Genomic DNA, 19,051 nt, shown 5'->3' with positions numbered 1-19,051 from the left:
GCGTGCTAAGACAAATTCTATGTGAGTTTGCGCTAAATAAATTCGTTAAAACCATAGATTTCAGTTTATACATTTGAGAAAAAGCGCGTTTTTATAAATCCTCTATAATGCTCAAAAAGTTGTTTTGATAATTTGAAACCGTTTGAATCGTAAGTTTTAGCTCATGAGCTATATAGAACTAATCCGAAAACAGATTTTTTGCTATATTCTTGAAGTAGTATTAATGGATAATCAAACTAAATATTCCTCAAAAGCTTGTTGAATAATTGAACAACCTTTTTCTAAAAGATTTAGTTCAATGGTCAAAGGTGGTAAGATTTTGATAACACTATCGTTTCTTCCAACTCTTTCAACTATTAACCCTAACTGAAAACAACGAGAAATTATTTTTTGTGCTAATTTAGCATTGCTTAAGCTAGCAATATCAATACCCCAAATTAAACCAAGCCCACGTATTTTTATGTTATCACACAAACAGGCAATATTATTAATTAAAAACTCATTTAAAAAATGTTCTTTAGTTTTAACATCTTGCTCCATATTAGTCATTTCTCTATACTCTAAAGCAGCAGCACCGCCTATAAAAGCTAGTTGATTTCCTCTAAAAGTACCTGTATGTTCTCCAGGTTCCCAAATATCAAATTCTGATTTAATCAACAATAGAGACATAGGAAAACCATAGCCACTAATAGATTTTGAAAGCACTACCATATCAGGTTTTATGTTAGCTCTTTCAAAAGAAAAGAAAGGGCCTGTGCGACCGCAACCGACTTGAATATCATCACAAATTAATAAAATATTGTGCTTGTCACACAGCGATCGCAGTTTTTGCATCCACTCAATTGGTGCTACGATAACTCCTCCTTCTGCCTGTACTGTTTCAAAGATAATGGCTGCGGGTTTTTCAATTCCAGAGTTGGTATCACTAAGTACTGAGTCTATAAATTGGATGGTGTCAAAACTCTCCATAAAACCGTAGGGATAAGGCATAAATGTTACTTGGTTTGATGTACCGAATATCCCAGAGCGAATTGACAAATTTCCACTAATAGATAAACTGCCAAGACTCATGCCATGAAAGGCTCCCATGAAGGAAAATATACCTGACCTTTTGGTTATTTTTCTGGCTAATTTTAAAGCAGCTTCCACAGCATTTGTACCAGTCGGCCCACAAAACTGAACACGATAATCTAAGTTTTTGGGTGCTAGTATTGCTTGAGAAAATTTTGATAAAAACTGTTCTTTAGCTGATGTGTGTAAATCTAATCCATGTGTAATTGCGTCTGCTTCTAAATAAGAAATAACTTTGTTTTTGATATAATCATTATTATGTCCATAGTTTAATGCTCCTGCTCCTGCCAGAAAATCTATGTATTCGTTTCCAGATTCAGAGTAAAGCACAGAACCTTTTGCTCTATGGAATACAGCAGGAAAATTTCTACAATAACTTCTAACATTTGATTCACGGGTTTCAAAAATATTCATGTAAGCCTTCTATTTACTTGGATAATGTTGATTAAATCGCTATAAATAATTGAGTCATGTCATTTTATGGCGTACATAATAGATAATCAAAATTAAAACTAGCTTCTTTTTGCAGCATCAGAGCGATGCGCTGTTCTCTCTGTCTGAAAAATTGCAAATTTTGAAGACGGATATCAGGATTAGTCGCTATATTTTGGAGTAATATTTCAAAATCTTTGAGGATTTCGGTAATGGTTGCGATCTCAAAACGGCGGAAATCGTAGGATATGGCGATCGCCAACTCAGAACCAGGATAAGCTACTACAGTCAGAGGATAATTTGTTTTGTAAAAAAGATGAGTATTCTGAATCTCTATATTGCCCTTCCAGTCGCGTAAATACTGATTAACTGGTTGGTTTTCAAATACGAGAATACTTTCAAACAAAGGCAGTCCTCTTGGTACTACACTCCACCCTTGAATTTCTGTCAACGGGGTATATTCATATTGACGCGCGTCAACTAGCTGTGCCTGAAGTTGCTGAAGCCAAGGTACAAGAAACTGTTCACTGTCTACCTTGATATAAATAGGTAAGGTATTAATAAACACACCTACCATTGATTCTGCCCCGGCTAAGTCTACCGGACGACCAGAAACAGTGCAACCATAAACTACATTGTTGCGACAGCTGTAACGAGATAAGAGAATAGCCCAAGCACCCTGAACAAGTGTATTCATTGTCAGGTGATGCTGTATTGCTACAGACTGTAGCGCAGCTGTAGTTGTCGCTGATAGATGGAGTTTTTCTTCATCGTACTTTTCTGTTTGATTTTGCAAGTCTTTAGTTTCTAGGTTAGTAAGAGGAGTAGATTCTTTGATTTCCTTAACAGTTTGTCGCCAATACTCTTGAGCTTTATATGTATCCTGTTGTTGTAACCAATCGATATAATCTCGGAAAGGACGAGTAGGTTTGAGGGAAACTTGCTGACTTTGACAAAGCGTTTCGTATATTTGCACAAAGTCTTTGAGCACGACAGGAATTGACCAACCATCCATAATTAAATGGTGTTTGCTCCAAATAAATTCGTAAGAATTATCTGTTAAGCGGATCAAATGTAGGCGCATCAAACTTTCTTGAGAAAGGTCAAAGCCAAGTTTGCGATCGCTCACAACAAACGTCTTTAATTCCTCTTGCTGTGCTACTGACTCTATCCCCCGCCAATCATAATATTTGAGGGGTACTTTAACTTGCTTGTAAACAACTTGCAGCGGTTTATCAATTTCTTCCCAATAGAAACCTGTACGTAAAGCTGTGTGGCGATCTACTACTGTTTGCCAAGCACGCTCAAAAGCAGCTATATCTAGGTTTCCACACAAAGTATAACTAATTTGAATAAAATACATTCCTAATTCAGGATTGTACAAACTGTGGAACAAAATGCCCTTTTGTAAAGGTGTGAGTTCGTAAATATCTTCGATATTTTCTGTATTCATTTACCTTGCTTTTCTTTCTTATTGCTGATTTGTGCGAGAAAATTATCTAGTTGTTTTTGGCTCAAGTTGGCCTTGGGAAAATCAGATGGTGTATAACCTCCAGCATCATTTGATTGACAATGACTGATAATTTCTTGCAGTAATTTGACAAAGCTTTTAGCAATGCTTGATACTGTTTTTTCTTGGTGTATGGCTGTGCTATAAATCCAATTCACTTGTAGACAGCCTCCTGTTACAAAACCGTTAATATCAAATAAATGATGGCGGCTACCCAAAGGACTGCGTGCTACACCACTCGATTCTGATGCCAATTTAAATAAAGAAGATTCTTGTAAAACTTGGTCAAATTGTCCTAAATAGTTGAAACAAACTTCTGCTTGGGGTATAGTAGCTAACTTTTCATTACTATCGCTGCATAGATAACGCAATACACCATAATCAAAACCTCGATTTGGAATACTACGTAGCTGTTCTTTGATTACTTTTAAAGCATCTCCAACTGTCGCACTATTTTCTAAATCCAATAGTACTGGAAACACAGTAGTAAACCAACCGACTGTACGAGATAAATCAACATCAGGAAAAATATCTTCTCGTCCATGTCTCTCTAAGTTGATTAACAGTGTTTGTTCTCCTGTCCACTCTGCAAAAGCTTTTGTTACTGCTGTTAATAAAACATCATCTATTTGTGTATGGTACTTAGTTGGTACTTCTTGCAGCAGTGCTTGTGTCTCAGTTTGATTAAGAGATACTGAGAGAGTTTTACTTGTAGATATATTATTAAAACCCCCCACATAGTCAACAGGTAAAGGAGAAACTCGTTGTCTTGACTTACAACACCAAAAATCTAACTGTGAGCGCAAATTTTTTGTGTTGGCATATTCTTGTAAATATTCACTCCATCGTTTAAAAGAAGTAGTTTTAGCTGGTAATTGAATTGCTTGTCCTTGCTGAATATTTTCTATTACTGTTTGTAAATCTGATAATAAAATTCGCCAAGAAATACCATCAACAGCCAAATGATGAATGATAATTAATAAGCGGCTATTTTGCTGAGAACCCAAATCAAATAACGCCACTCGCACGAGTGAACTATTTGATAAATTCAAAGTTGCCTGTAATTCCGTGGCTTTGATTTCAATAGCAGCTTTTTGTTGCTCTTGGGGTAAATGAGAAAAATCGAATTTGGTAAATGGAATTTCTAGCTCTACATCAGCATTAAATGATTCCCATCGATTAGCTGTTGGTCGAAAACGTAAGCGGAGTGCATCATGGTGGGCTAGTAAATTCTGTATTGCCTGCTGTAAAATCCGAGGCTCAATATATTGCTGTAATTCTAGTAAAAATGATTGATTAAAATGATGCTGTTCAATTAAATTTTGAGCAAAAAAGCTATGTTGAATAGGGGTGAGAGGTACAGTCCCAATTACTAATCCTTGTTCTGATTCTATCTTTGAGCTAGTATCTGCAACTACTGCTAGTTTAGCAATGGTTTGGTGTTCAAAAATTTGCTTGGGGGTGAGGCGTAAACCTGCTTGATTTGCTTTAGCGATCGCTTGAATACTAATAATCGAATCTCCCCCCAATTCAAAGAAGTTATCATGAATACTAACTTGCTTTAAATTGAGAAGTTCTGTCCAAATTTTGGCTAAAGTAATTTCTACTGGAGTTCGTGGTGCAACAAAATCAGCTTGTAGTTCTGGATTAACTGTATCCGGTGCTGGTAGAGCTTTTTTATCAATTTTCCCATTATTTGTTAGCGGTAAAGCCTTCAAAAAGACAAATTGTGAAGGCAGCATATAATTAGGCAGTTTTTGCTTCAGAAAATCGTGCAGTTCAGCAGATTTTAAACTTTCTTTACCAACTACATAGGCGATAAGCTGCTTTTTCCCTGGATATACTTCTTTTGCAATTACAACTACTTCTCTCACCTGCGAGTGTTGATGAAGTACAGCTTCAATCTCTCCTAGTTCGATCCGATAACCATGTAATTTTATTTGGTCATCAATTCGACCTATAAATTCTAAGTTACCATCAGATTGATAGCGTCCTAAATCACCTGTTTTGTAAAGTCTTGCACCTGGTTCACTACTGAATGGATTAGGAATAAATCGCTCTTTAGTTAGTTCTGGTTGATTTATATAACCCCTAGCTACATTATCACCACCTATATAGATTTCTCCTACTACACCTAAGGGTACGGGTTGGCAGTAGTTATCGAGTAAATATATTTGAGTATGCGCTAAAGGACGACCAAGAGGAACTGTATTTGATGTTGCATCTGTAAAAATTTCTTCTATAAAATAGGTGAGTATACCAACGGTAGTTTCTGTTGGGCCATAATGGTTAAAAATTGTGCATTTTGGTGCTAGTTCACGTACTCGTCTAATCAAATCCCAGGTTGCAGCTTCACCACCAAGAATGAGGCGCTGACGTGGTAGAAGTTTTTCGGGGTGAGAACCTGACAATAAAGCAGATAGGTGTGAAGGAACTATTTTTAGGCAATCTATAGAATGGCGATCGCAATATTCCGTAAATGCTACCGGATCAGTGGTAACTTCCTCTGCAATGATATACAAGCATCCACCTGTACACAATGCCGCGAAAATTGCTGTGTTACCTAAATCTGCGGCGAAAGTAGAAACAGTGGCAAAGCTAGCAGCTTCTGGTAAATTAATTTTTTCTAATATACCGTTAACGTAATTGACTATTTGCCGATGTTCAACTGCAACACCTTTAGGTTTACCTGTGGAACCAGAGGTGTAGATAACATATGCTAAGTTTTCTGGCGTTGCAGGCTTAAGAATGCTGTTTTGAGGCGAATCGTTTATATCTGCGTCAATACAAACTATCTGCACCTGGAAATTTATTTTTTCTGTAAGGCGCTTTTGAGTTAACAACAGCGATACTTGAGCATCTTGCAATCTAAAGGCTAATGCTGCTTCGGGTAAAGAAGGTTCCACAGGTAAGTAGGCTGCACCTGCTTTGAGAATGCCAAGGATACCAACTATCGTATCCAAAGAACGTTCAACACAAAGTGCAACAACGGTTTCCGGTTGAACTCCAAGTGATACTAAGTGATTGGCTAAGTGGTTAGCTTTGATATTTAGTTCTTGATAAGTTAAATATTGATTGTCGAAAACAACTGCAATGTTATTTGGTGTATTATTTACCTGTGCTTCAATCCAATGATGAATGCAGGCATATGGATGAGGAACGGTTGTAGTATTGTTAAATAGGCCTAATAGTTGCTGGCGTTCTTGTGGAGAGAGTATTTCTAGCTGGGCGATCGCAGTCTGTTGATTGTTAATTGCACTGATTAACAAAGTCTCAAACTGTGCTGCTAATCGTTCAATATCTTTTTGCTCAAATAAATTAGCATCATAATATAATTCTGCTGTGAGTGCATCACTTTGATGCCAGCATAATAGCTTTAACTTAAAGCGTTCTATACAGCTATATATTTTTTGTATTGAGAAAGATACTTCATCAGCAAAATATTGACTAGGTTGGGATATAAATTCAAAGGCAAAAGGTAAAAATTTTGCTTCTTGACTATCTTTATATTCAGCGAAAAAGTCTTGCCATTGACCAATTTTATTTAATTGTTTGTCTAATTGCTTTAATACATCAGCAAGTACATAATTTTCTTGTAGTTGAATAGTAACAGGTAAATATTTAGCTAATAAACCAACTGCTGACTGTAACTCTTGGTAATTTCTTCCATCACAACACAAAGCTAAAACAGCTTCAGATTTATTTGTCAAACGCCACATTAGAATTTGCCAAATCGCCATTAAAACTGTCGAAATATCAACAGCATATTTTTTGGCTAAGGCTACAAGATTATTTTTTGTACGAGCATCAAAGTTGATAGTAATAAATTTTGGTTGAAATCTTATTTGTTCGTTAATCTTTTTTTCATTTGGCAAATTACCTATATGAGATATTTCTTTAGCATACCAATAAGCTCTTGCCGTTTCTGCTTCTTCACCCAGTAATAGCTCATTCTGCCAAGCAGCAATATCTGCATATTGTAAAGGTGTATCTTCTAGCTTATGTTCTTGCAAATAAGCATCGTAAGTGACACTAATATCACGTACAAGATGATGCAGTGAAACTCTATCTGCACAAATAGCTGATAGTTTTATTATCAAACAATATTGACTTTCGGATTTTTTAATTACATTAATCTGACTAGTAAAACCTTTTTCTAAGTTAAAAGATGACTTATTATGTTCTTGGAATAAAGCTTCAATATTTATTTTTTGTGTTTCTATATCTAAATTCTGCCAATCATAATAGTTAAATTGTATAGTTAATTCCTCTTGTATGACCTGTAAAGGAATTGTCATTCCCACGATTACAGGAAAACTAGTATGTAAAATTTCGTATTTATTCCAAACATTACGTATAGCTTTTTCCAAAATTGTATATTCAACATCTCCTTCTACTAAAACTACACATTGAACTCGATATAGCTGATGGTTAGTTTCTTGCTGTAATAACCATAAGCGTTTTTGCTGAGGTGAAAATTGAAAGCCTTCTATTGATAGAGATTGCATAACTTTTTGATGTAATGAAATATATTTAAATTACTGGCTTGTATGAGGTTGTGCCATACCTACCAAAACTTTTCTAGTGCCTGTAAATGGCTTACGTCCATGAGCAACCAACATATTATCTAGCAGTAAAATATCTCCTGTTTGCCACGAAAATTTTACTGTTTCTTGCTCATATATTGCTTGAATTTCTTTCAAAACAGATGTTTCAATTTCTGAACCATCTCCATAATAAGCATTACGTGGTAATTCTTCAGCACTTAACACAGAAAGTAAGGATTGGTATACTTCGGCTTTTAAACTTGAGATATGAAATAAATGTGCTTGATTAAACCAAATTAAATCACCAGTTTGAGGATGTTTCGCAACAGCCTGACAAACTTGACTGGTTCTAAGTTTATTTCCCTCTAGCCATGTAAAATTAATACCAGCAGATTGACAATAAGCTTCAACTTCGGCTTTATCATTAGTTTGAAATACCGTTTCCCAAGATAAATCAATTCCTTGTCCGTAATTACGAACATACATAATCTTTTTTTGAATAAATCGCTCTTTAATTTTTGGATTTATTCGTTGAAATACTTTGCGGCTGTCAGCAATTGGTGTTTCTCCACCTTGCTCTGCTGCCTTTACACAAAAGAAAGCAATTTTCATAGGCCAATTCAGAGAATAGGCCATTTCATTATGTAAAGGAATTGATTGATTAGGCGGATATTCTGTTGATGTATATATCTTACCATCAACCTGACTTCGTGGAGTTGAACGATAAGAATATTCAACTAATTCTCCTGCTACTGCCTGCATAAAATTGGCAAATTCGCTGTGGGTGTTAATTGAAAAATCGCGAAAAAGTAAACCTCCATATTGAATTATTTTTTTCTCTATCCAATCACGATTACTACTTGCCCAATTGATTAAATTAGTACCATCTACAGTAGGTTGAATAACGAAGGGTAGTAATTGGTTGGGTTTGAGAAAACTGGTTTTTATCAAGTTTTCTGAAGAAACTATAATTGATTTTCTTTTAATATTTTTGAGATTCATAATTTTATGTTTTATTATAAGTCTACTTTGCCAATAATCGCCTGACGTCCAATTTTTCCTAACTTCTGAATCCGGGCTTGTTGTAACTCTTGAGCTTGAAGTTTTTGCTGTTGTTTTTCTACTTCCTGCAATAGTTTTACTAACTGATCAAGAGTAATATTAGGTTGTTCTCCAATAACTGTTAGTAATGTCTCTAAGACAACTATCATGCGAGTAATAGTATTAGGCTGAAATAAATCAGTTTTATATTCAAATAATCCTTGTAACCCCTCTGGTGTTTCTGTGAATTGCAACTTTAAATCATGACGAACTGTATTAATTTCGCTTTCTAAAATACTTAGCTTTAGCCCTTCTATTTCCAGGTTTGATGTTGGGGCGTTTTGTAGAACAAACCAGACTTGAAATAGCGGTGAATGATTTAAATTGCGCTCTGGCTGTAGTTCTGCTACTAACTTCTCGAATGGTAAATCTTGGTGAGCATATGCTCCTAAAGCTGTTTCTCGTACTCTTTGTAATAGCTCTTTAAAGCTAGGGTTATTAGAGAGATTAGTACGTAATACTAAAGTATTGATAAAAAAGCCAATCAACCCTTCTAATTCACTGTAGTTGCGGTTGGCAACCGGAGAACCGACAAGAATGTCTTCTTGTTTTGTATAGTAGTAGAGTAATGCATTAAAAGCTGCAAGTAGAGTCATAAATAAAGTGACACCTTCTTGCTGGCTGAGAAATTTGAGATTATTAGATAGCGTAGAAGAGAGGGTGAAGGAGTGTTTTTTCCCTAAAGAAGTTTGCAGTTGTGTGCGCGGTTTATCTGTTGGTAATTCTAGAATTGGTTTGGCGTTTTCTAACTGCTGTTTCCAGTAAGTTAATTGAGTATCGAGTCTTTCACCTTGTAACCATTGCTGTTGCCATACTGTATAATCAGCATATTGAATCGGTAACTCTGGTAGCGGGGAAGGTTTCCCAGTTGAAAAGGCTTCATAAAGTGCTAACACTTCACGGATAAATACTCCTGCTGACCAAGCATCGGAGATAATATGGTGTGTTGTCACTAACAAAATGTGTTCTGCTTGAGTAAGACGCAAAAGTACCAACCGCAGTAAAGGTGCTTGTGTTAAATCAAACGGCTGCTGGGTATTTTTTATCTCTAACCTACGTATTTCTTTTTCTTGTTCTGTTGCAAGTAAATGCTGTAGATCTATAACTAGTAGAGGTATTCTCAATTTGGAAATAGTCTTTTGAATTGGTTGCCCTTCAATCACTACAAAACATGTTCGTAAAACTTCATGTCGCCGCACAATTTCGTTAATACTTTCTTCTAGTACCGCTATATTTAAAGCTCCTTGTAGACGCACCAAATCAGAGCCATTATAAGCTGTTGAATCAGGATCTAATTGATGAAGAAACCACAGCCTTTGTTGAGCAAAAGATAAGGGTAATTCTCCATTGTGTAAAATCCGTTCTAGAGAAGAATCTGAATTTAATTCTGGTTGAGTTTTCAATGCTATTTCTATATGTTTGGCAAGTTCAGCTACTGTAGGTGATGCAAATAAATAACGTAGCGGTATTTCTAATCCAAACACTTTGCGTACTTGGGAAATTACTTGAGTAGCTAATAAAGAATGTCCACCTAATTCAAAAAAGTTATCTTGGACACTTACTTGTTCTAAATCCAAGATTTTTGACCAAATTCCTGCCAGTATTTCTTCAGTTGGATAACGAGGAGCAACAAAGTTTTTTTCTAGTTTGGGACAGGTTTGTTCGGGTGCTGGTAATAACCTACGGTCTACTTTACCATTAGGCGTTAACGGTAGATTATCTAGCAGCAAAAAGGTAGAAGGAACCATGTATTCTGGTAAGTGCTGCTGTAGATAATTTCGCAATTCTTTAATAGAAATCTTAATATTATTATGAAAAACTATATATGCTCTCAGAGACTGATTTTCTTGCACAAGAACAACAGCTTCTCGCACTGTAGGATGTTGACACAATACTGCTTCAACTTCTCCCAATTCAATCCGAAAACCTCGAATTTTGACTTGATTGTCTATTCTTCCTAAATATTCAATATTGCCATCCAGTAAATATCGAGCTAAATCTCCAGTTTTATAAAGGCGATTTTCAAGTTGATTACTAAAAGGGTTGGGAATAAATTTTTCATTTGTTAAATCTGGTTGATTTAAATATCCTCTAGCTACTCCAACCCCACCAATATATATTTCTCCAGGAACGCCAATAGGTACTGGTTGCAGATGGGGATCTAATAAATAAATTTGAGTGTTAGCAATAGGACGACCAATTGGAACTATGAATTTACTACTTTCTTTTTGACACTTCCAGAAGGTGACATCAATTGCTGCTTCCGTAGGGCCATAAAGATTATATAATTCAGTATTTAAAATATCAAATAAGCGTTGCTGAAGTGTAAAAGGTAGAGCTTCTCCGCTACAAAGAACCCGTTTGATAGATGTTAATTTTTCTACTCCCGGCGATTCTAAGAATACCTGAAGCATGGAAGGTACAAAATGCAGAGTTGTAATACTTTTCTCAGCAATTAATTTGACTAAATATGCACTATCTTTATGTCCTTCTGGCTTTGCAATTACTAGACGAGCACCTGTGATTAGAGTCCAGAAAAATTCCCAGACTGACACATCAAAACTAAAAGGAGTTTTCTGGAGTACAACATCATTTGCCGTGAGTTGATAGGCTTGTTGCATCCAGAGGAGACGATTACAAATCCCCCGGTGCGTGTTCATTGCTCCTTTTGGTTTTCCTGTAGAACCAGAGGTATAGATGATGTAAGCTAAATTGCCAGGTGTGATTTTAGTATTTAGGTTATTTTGACTGTATTTTGCTATTTTTTTCCAATCAATATCTAAACAGATAACTTGTCCTTGATATGTAGGTAGTTTAGTTAAGATTTTTTGTTGTGTTAATAATAGTGGTGCTTGAGAATCTTCTAAAAGGAAAGCTAAACGCTCTAGAGGATAATTAGGATCTACTGGTACATAAGCTCCACCAGCTTTTAAGATTCCCAACAACCCTATTACCATTTCTAGAGAACGCTCTAGACAAATGCAAACACGCTTCTCTGCTTCAACTCCTAACAGTTGTAAGTAATGTGCTAATTGATTGGCACGATTATTTAATTCTCTATAAGTAAGTTTTTGATCTGCAAAGACTACTGCAATAGCATCAGGTGTCTTTTCTACTTGTTCCTCAAACAAATGATGCAAGCATTGCTCAAATTGACTATGAGATATTTCTACAGTACTTTGATTAAATTCTACTAATAACTGATGTTGTTCTGAAGGTGTTAATAATGGCAAAGAAGAGATTGAGCGATCGCTATCTGCAATTACCCCCTCTAATAAAGTCTCAAAATGCCTCACCATCCTGTTAACGGTATCACTATGAAACAAATCGGTGTTGTATTCTATAAATCCAATTAGCCCTTGCTTGGTATCTTCCAAATACAAAGTTAAATCAAACTTAGCAGTGCCGTTGTCTATCATCAAAGGAGCCAAGGTTAAATTTGGAAGTTGTAAGGCTAACATTGGCGTATCTTGGCAGACGAACATTACCTGAAACAAAGGAGTGTGGCTTAATGCCCGTTCCGGTTGTAGTTCTTTTACCAACTGCTCAAAGGGAAAGTCTTGATGAGCATAAGCAGCTAAGGCAGTCTCACGTACTCGTTTCAGCAAATCTCTAAAACTTGGTTCCCTAGATACATCAGTGCGTAAAACTAAAGTATTAACAAAGCATCCGAGTAAATTCTCTATTTCGCTGTGAGTACGGTTGGCAACTGGAGTTCCAACTAATAAGTCTGTCTGTCCTGTATAACGATAAAGTAAGGTTTTAAATGCTGCGAGCAATACCATGAACAGGGTAGCACCTTCTTGCTGACTTAAAGACTTAAGTGCATCTGCGATCGCTTGGCAGATTACTATAGTTGCACGCGCACCCCGGAAGCTTAGTTGGGCAGGGCGAGGATAATCTGTTGGTAGGTTGAGGATTGGCGGTACATCTTTGAGTTGCTGCTTCCAATATGTCAGCTGGTGCGATTTATCATTTAAGTATTGTCTTTGCCACAGCGCAAAATCTGCATACTGAATTGGCAATTCGGATAGGATTGCTGGATTATCCTCATAAAATCCTTGATATAGTGCTGCTAACTCTCGATAAAAGATTTGCCATGACAAACCATCAGAAATAATGTGATGCATGGTGAGTAGCAGAATATGTTCTTGCTCACTCAGATAAATTAGCGTACCTCGAAACAGTGGCGCTTGGCTAAAGTCAAAGATTTGACTAGATTTTTCTATGACAATCTGTTTTACTTCTGCTTCTGAGCAAGTTGGTAAGTTTATAGTTGTCAGTGTAAATGTGAGCGCGGGGATAATAACTTGTAAAATTTCATCATCTATAATCTGAAAACTAGTACGGAGAATTTCATGTCTTTTAATAATTTCATTAATACTTTTTTCTAAAGCTACAGTGTTGAGAACACCCGTAAGACGCAATAGACTAGACTCATTATATAAAGGTGTATCTGGTTGTAGCTGATAAAGTAGCCACAACCTCTCTTGGCTTAATGATAAATATAAAGGATCTGATGATGCTCTTTTAGGAATTGAAGTTGATTTTTTAACTTGTAAATTTTTCTGCTTTAGCCGCATTTCAAACAATGCTCGTTGTTCGGGAGATAAGGCGGCGATTCTATCATTTATATCTTTCACAACTAATCACCCAAATAAGCTTAAAGTTGAATATTTACTGGTATTCTTTATTGGCTGATACTCTTGCTTAAAATCTGTTAATTTCTTCAAGCTTGTCATTACTGTATTAAAATCTAAACCAAAATCAACAAGACAGCCTATCTCATCTACGCCAATTTCTTTTAGACGTGTAATTGTTTGGCGGCAATTTTCTGGAATACCAATTAATACTCTATTTTGTTGAAAGTAGCGTTCAAAAGCAAACTCTAAAAGCTGTTGTCTGTCCTCTTCCGAAAAACTTTCGGGATTGAATTGAAAATTAATCCGTTTTGCTAAATTCTCAACTAAGCCAAAATGTGTTTTGAGGTAATTACAAAAAGACTGCTTGACTTGTTGCTTAACTAGTTGTTCATTATCTCCTATATAAGTATGCAACATGAGAGAAACTTTGCAACTTTTTGGCTCATGACCATGTTGAGCTAAAGTACAACGATAAAGAGATATTTGTTGCGCTAAATCTTCAATAGTGGCATACAACAAAGAAGTTAAAACATTAGCACCTATTTTACCTGCACCAATAAATGTAGCATCTGTTTGACAAGTAATCCAAATAGGTACTTGAGATTGGATGGGGCGGGGAAATGTTTGTACTTTAACTTTGTTGTCTGATCCATTCACAAATTCGATTTCTTCTCCCTGCCAAAGTTTTCGCATAATTTCGATATCACGCCACATAACTTCTTTACGTTCAATATAGTTTTCTGGACGTAATAAAAAATCATCGGCGTGCCAACCAGGTGCAAAGGAAAGACCAACTCTACCACCAGATAAATTATCAACTACAGCCCATTCTTCTGCAACTCTAACAGGATGTTGTAATGGCATGACAATACTACCAGACCTGAGTTGAATTTTCTCTGTAACCATTGCTAAGGCTGCACTAATTACAGATGGATTTGGATATAAACCCCCGAAAGGATGAAAATGACGTTCGGGAGTCCATACTGCTGAAAACCCATTTTTATCAGCAAATTTAGCTGTTTCTAGCAATAGTTTATATTTATCTGATTCAATTGTTGAGCCATCTCCAGAAAAGTATAGAATAGTGAATTCCATAAGCTAAAAATAAATTATTAAACTACTCCAATAATGGATAATTAATGAATTTTTGATTCTTTGGCTAGTTGTTTTTGGAGTTCTTCAGGAGAAATATTTTCTACTTCTGTTAACAGTTTGGATATTTCATCAATTTCTTCTGATTGTGGTTGTTTTTCTATAATTACATTAGCTAGTTCGCTAACTGTAGGAGCTTCAAAAAGCAGAGTACGTAGCGGTAATTCAACTTGAAAAGCTTCTCGGATTCGAGAAATAGTTTGGACTGCTAACAAAGAATGTCCACCTAATTCAAAGAAATTATCGTGAATTCCTACTTTTTCAATTCCGATGAGTTCTTCCCAGATATTAGCAATAGTTTGTTCAATTTCATTACGAGGAGCTACATAAGTGTTTTCTTCCAGAGTGCGTGAATGTCTGCTAGCAGATACTTGCCCAGCATTTACTGGCTTTTCGGCAAATGATAGAGATAAATTTAATTGGTTAAGTTGCTCAATCCCTGCTTGTAAATCTTGGGTAGAAACTATAACTTGAGGTAGAGAGTTAGCTAAAATACGGCTAAAGGCTTCTACTCCTTCACCTGGAGAGATAGCATTCTTTAAACTTTCTTCTCGCCAGTTTTTAATTTTATTAGGAACATTAGTATTAACAGCCATCCCAACTTCTTGCCAAGCATCCCAATTAATTGCAACTGTAAATCGGTTGTTTTTCACTGTATTCCAATGAGCAAAGCCATCTAAAAAAGTATTTGCTGCGCAATAATCTACCTGTCCAAACCCTCCTTGAATTGCACTTAAGGATGAACAAAGAACTAAAAAGTCTAAATAGATGTTTTTGAGAACTTTATTTAGAGTGATTGTTCCTTGAATTTTGGGTGCAAAAACTCTTTCAGCAATTTCTGGTGTTTTGAGTTGAATCATCCCAGCACCAGCAACACCCGCAGTATGGATGACACCATGAATCGTACCAAAATGTTCTAAAGATTGCGCGATCGCACTCTGCATCTGCTCATAATTAGTAACATCAGCAGCCAGTACCAATACTTCCGCGCCTAATGCTTCTAATTGTTTAATTTTTTCAGTTCCAGATAATACAGAACGTCCTAATAAAATTAATTTTGCTTGTACAGTTTTAGCTAAGTATTCAGCTAAAACTAAACCTATGCCTCCCATTCCACCCGTGATTAAGTATACTCCTCCTTGGCGCAACTGAATTTTATCTTTGCTAGCTGGTTCTAGCGCCATAGGCTCAAATGTTTGTACCCAACGGTAATTATTACGGTAGGCAATTATTGAATATTTTGATTCTGCCATTAATTCTGCTAATAAATGCTCTAGAATACCTTCGCTTATTGATGATGATAGTAAGATATCAACAAGACGACAACTGACATTCGGATATTCTTGAGGAATTACTTTACAAGCACCTAATATGGTATTTTTTTCAGGAGAAAATTTTTCATTTCCTGTTATATCGTGCAGATGATTAGCGATAACTAAAAGTTGAATCGTATCACTTATCTGCTGTTGTCCAATTGCTTGTGCAAGGTAGATAAGACTGTAAAAACCTAAATTTTGAGTTACTTCCCAAGATAAATTTTGTGATTGGGTAAAACTCCAAGAATGAATAATTGATTTAGGAATTTTTCCCTGTTTTTGTAACTGTTGCAGCAACTTATGATAATTATCCACTTGAGCCGGATTGATAGCGTATGTATTGCTATCAATTTGATTAAATTTTTTTCCTACCTTAACAGCGATTACATTCTGTCCAAGCTGTTGTAATTGTTGAATAAGTTGTGAACCCACACCATATTCATCTACAAAAATTAGAGAGTTACTATGATTAATTTCTTTTGTTTTGACAAGAGGAACTCGTTTCCAAGAAGGAACATAAAACCAATCAGTAATATCAGGCTTCTTACCCTGCTTATTTTCAAATTGATCGGACACTTGAGCTTGTAGTTCTGGTTCAATCCAGTAACGCTGACGTTCAAAGGGATAAGCCGGTAAAGGTACGCGGTAACGCTGTTCATGTGTATAAAAACCAGACCAATTTATCTCAACTCCTGCTAACCACAGCCGCCCTAAAATATTGATTAAAAAATTAATATCTGATTTTTCATCTTGGGGATGACGTAAGGAAGGTAATACAACTTGCCCGGCTGCTTGTTGGGTATGTTGTTTGACAAGAGTACATAAAGTACGTCCTGGCCCTACTTCTAAGAGTATGCTTTCTGTATTCTGCAAAAAAACTGATAAACCAGCTGAAAATTGTACTGTGTGACGTAAATGCTGCGCCCAGTAATGGGGATCTGTTGCTTCCTGCGTTGTCATCCAAGTTCCCGTGAGGTTAGAAATAAAGGGAATTTCGGGAGGATTCAGCTTGATTTTTTTTATTTGGGCAATGAATGGTTCTAATACCGATTCCATCATTGAAGAATGAAAAGCATGGGAAGTATGTAAACGACGACATTCTATGCCCAATGCAGTTAATTTCTGTTGAAGTGCATCTACGGCTTCGTGGCTTCCTGACAACACAGACAAGGAAGGTGCATTACTAGCAGCTAAAGCTAAATCTTCGTTGAGAAAAGGTTTAACTTCTGCTGTTGATGCAGAAATAGAAAGCATTGCACCTGTTGGCATTTGCTGCATCAATCGTCCACGCACAGCAACCACAGCTAACGCATCCTCTAAAGCCATCACACCAGCAAGAGTTGCGGCTACATATTCTCCTATACTGTGACCAATCATAGCTTGCGGCGACATACCCCAAGACATCCACAGTTGAGCCAAGGCATACTCAATTACAAATAATGCTGGTTGTGCTAAGGATGTCTGCTTGAGTTGTTCTATTGCTGCTTTTTTTTCAGACTCTTGTGGATAAATAACTGAACGTAAATCTAATCCTAAATGTGGTTGGAGTAGTGAGCAACAACGATCTACCTGTTCGCGGAAGGTTGGCTCAGTCTGGTACAGTTCCCGCCCCATGTCTACATATTGAGCGCCCTGCCCAGGGAACATGAAGGTTATAGAACGTCGAATTGGTTCTTCAAAGTGAGTTAATAATTGTTGGGGATCTGCCGTTTCTAGAGTAGTTATTGCTTGTTGGGTATTTTGGCAAACTACAACACGGCGATAATTAAATACCCTACGCCCCACTTGCAATGTGTAAGCTACATCTGCCAAATTCAAATCAGGATGCTGTCTGAGGTGTTGAGCAAGATTCTTGGTAGCGGTTTGTAGCGCCGAATCAGTTTTAGCTGAAAGCACTAACAAATGATAATCTCTTCCCTGATTATTTACTTCCCTAACAGAAGGCGCTTCTTCCAAAATCACATGAGCATTCGTTCCACCGATACCGAGAGAACTAACTCCAGCACGGCGCGGTGTAGAAGTTGTATTCCATTCAGTCAGCTTAGTGTTGACGTAGAAAGGACTATTAGCAAAGTCAATTTCTGGATTGGGTTGTTCAAAATTTAGGCTGGGAGGAATTAATTTATGTTGCAAAGCCAAAACGGTTTTAATTAAACCTGCAATTCCGGCTGCTGCATCTAGATGTCCAATATTTGTTTTCACAGAACCGAGAGCGCATCGCGCACGCTTCGCGAACGCACAAAAACCTTTTTTCTCTGTCTTCGCCCGAAAAACATTTGTCAATGCAGAGATTTCAATGGGATCGCCTAAAGCGGTTCCTGTTCCATGCGTTTCGACATAGGTGATTGTTTCCGGTTCAATATCAGCCAAGACTATTGCTTCTGCGATCGCTTCTGCTTGTCCGTTAACGCTGGGTGCAGTATAGCCCACTTTTCCAGAACCATCGTTATTGATGGCGCTACCTCTAATCACAGCATAGATATGATCGCCGTCAGCGATCGCTTCCGATAACCGCTTTAACAGCACTACTCCTACGCCGTTACCAATAATTGTGCCTTTTGCTTTGGCATCAAAAGCGCGACAGTGTCCGTCAGGTGATAAGATTCCTCCTTCTTGATGTAAATACCCTGTTTTTTGTGGTATACGAATCGAAGCTCCACCCGCTAAAGCCATATCGCATTGGTAATTGAGCAAGCTTTGGCAAGCTAAAGCTGTGGCTACTAAAGAAGTAGAACAAGCAGTTTGTATTGTCAGACTTGGCCCGGTAAGATTTAATTTGTAAGAAACGCGAGTAGCAAGAAAATCTTTATCGTTACCAATTAACTTTTGGAAGCTATTTGCAGAGCCTATTTGGTCAATATTTAGCTTAAATGGTAAATAATTATTTAAACTAGCACCTGCATAAACACCAACCCTACTTTCACATCTTTGAGCATCATAACCAGCATTTTCCAACGCTTCCCAAGCACATTCTAAAAATAACCGATGTTGCGGATCGGTGATTGCTGCTTCTTTGGGATTAAAGCCAAAGAAACTAGCATCAAATAAATCTACATCTTCTAATACAGCGCTAGCTTTTATATAGTTAGGATTTTTTAGTAATGATGGATCTACTCCTTCAGCAATTAATTCTTCATCACTGAACTGAGAAATTGCCTCAACTCCATCACATAAATTTTGCCAAAACTCCGCAATATTTTTAGCTCTAGGGAAGCGCCCAGATACACCGATAATTGCTATACATTCTACTGACTCATAGGTTTCCAAATTACCCATTAG

7 protein-coding genes are annotated in these 19,051 nt (G+C 36.8%); all 7 read right to left on the bottom strand.

What is annotated here, in order from left to right:
- Nucleotides 1–231: 231 nt before the first annotated feature.
- The gene (gene ectB / locus U2718_RS25495; RefSeq protein WP_342002887.1) at nucleotides 232–1,485 is read right to left on the bottom strand and encodes a diaminobutyrate--2-oxoglutarate transaminase; all 1,254 of its coding nucleotides are present in this window, start codon (nucleotides 1,483–1,485) and stop codon (nucleotides 232–234) included.
- A 64-nt stretch (nucleotides 1,486–1,549) separates the two neighbouring features.
- Nucleotides 1,550–2,956: a condensation domain-containing protein gene (locus U2718_RS25490; RefSeq protein WP_342002886.1), complete on the bottom strand. Its 1,407-nt coding sequence runs from the start codon at nucleotides 2,954–2,956 to the stop codon at nucleotides 1,550–1,552.
- A complete protein-coding gene (locus tag U2718_RS25485; protein ID WP_342002885.1) occupies nucleotides 2,953–7,521 on the bottom strand; it encodes an amino acid adenylation domain-containing protein in 4,569 nt (1,522 codons plus the stop codon). The genes U2718_RS25490 and U2718_RS25485 overlap by 4 nt, the downstream gene beginning before the upstream one ends.
- A 30-nt stretch (nucleotides 7,522–7,551) precedes the next feature.
- Nucleotides 7,552–8,562, bottom strand: coding sequence for a TauD/TfdA family dioxygenase (locus tag U2718_RS25480; RefSeq protein ID WP_342002884.1), 1,011 nt, complete (start codon nucleotides 8,560–8,562; stop codon nucleotides 7,552–7,554).
- 14 nt (nucleotides 8,563–8,576) lie between these two features.
- Entirely contained in the window at nucleotides 8,577–13,304 is a 4,728-nt protein-coding gene (locus U2718_RS25475; protein WP_342002883.1) for an amino acid adenylation domain-containing protein, read from the bottom strand.
- 6 nt (nucleotides 13,305–13,310) lie between these two features.
- Nucleotides 13,311–14,399, bottom strand: a complete 1,089-nt coding sequence (locus U2718_RS25470) for an LLM class flavin-dependent oxidoreductase (RefSeq protein WP_342002882.1) — start codon at nucleotides 14,397–14,399, stop codon at nucleotides 13,311–13,313.
- 41 nt (nucleotides 14,400–14,440) lie between these two features.
- Nucleotides 14,441–19,048 carry a type I polyketide synthase gene (locus tag U2718_RS25465; protein ID WP_342002881.1) on the bottom strand — a complete coding sequence of 1,536 codons (4,608 nt, stop codon included), beginning with the start codon at nucleotides 19,046–19,048 and terminating at the stop codon, nucleotides 14,441–14,443.
- Nucleotides 19,049–19,051: the final 3 nt, after the last annotated feature.

It is taken from the genome of Chlorogloeopsis sp. ULAP02, assembly GCF_038404745.2.
Taxonomy (GTDB): Bacteria; Cyanobacteriota; Cyanobacteriia; order Cyanobacteriales; family Nostocaceae; genus Chlorogloeopsis.
Note: the sequence above shows the minus strand (reverse complement) of the source record. Positions and strands in the feature narration are given on the sequence as shown.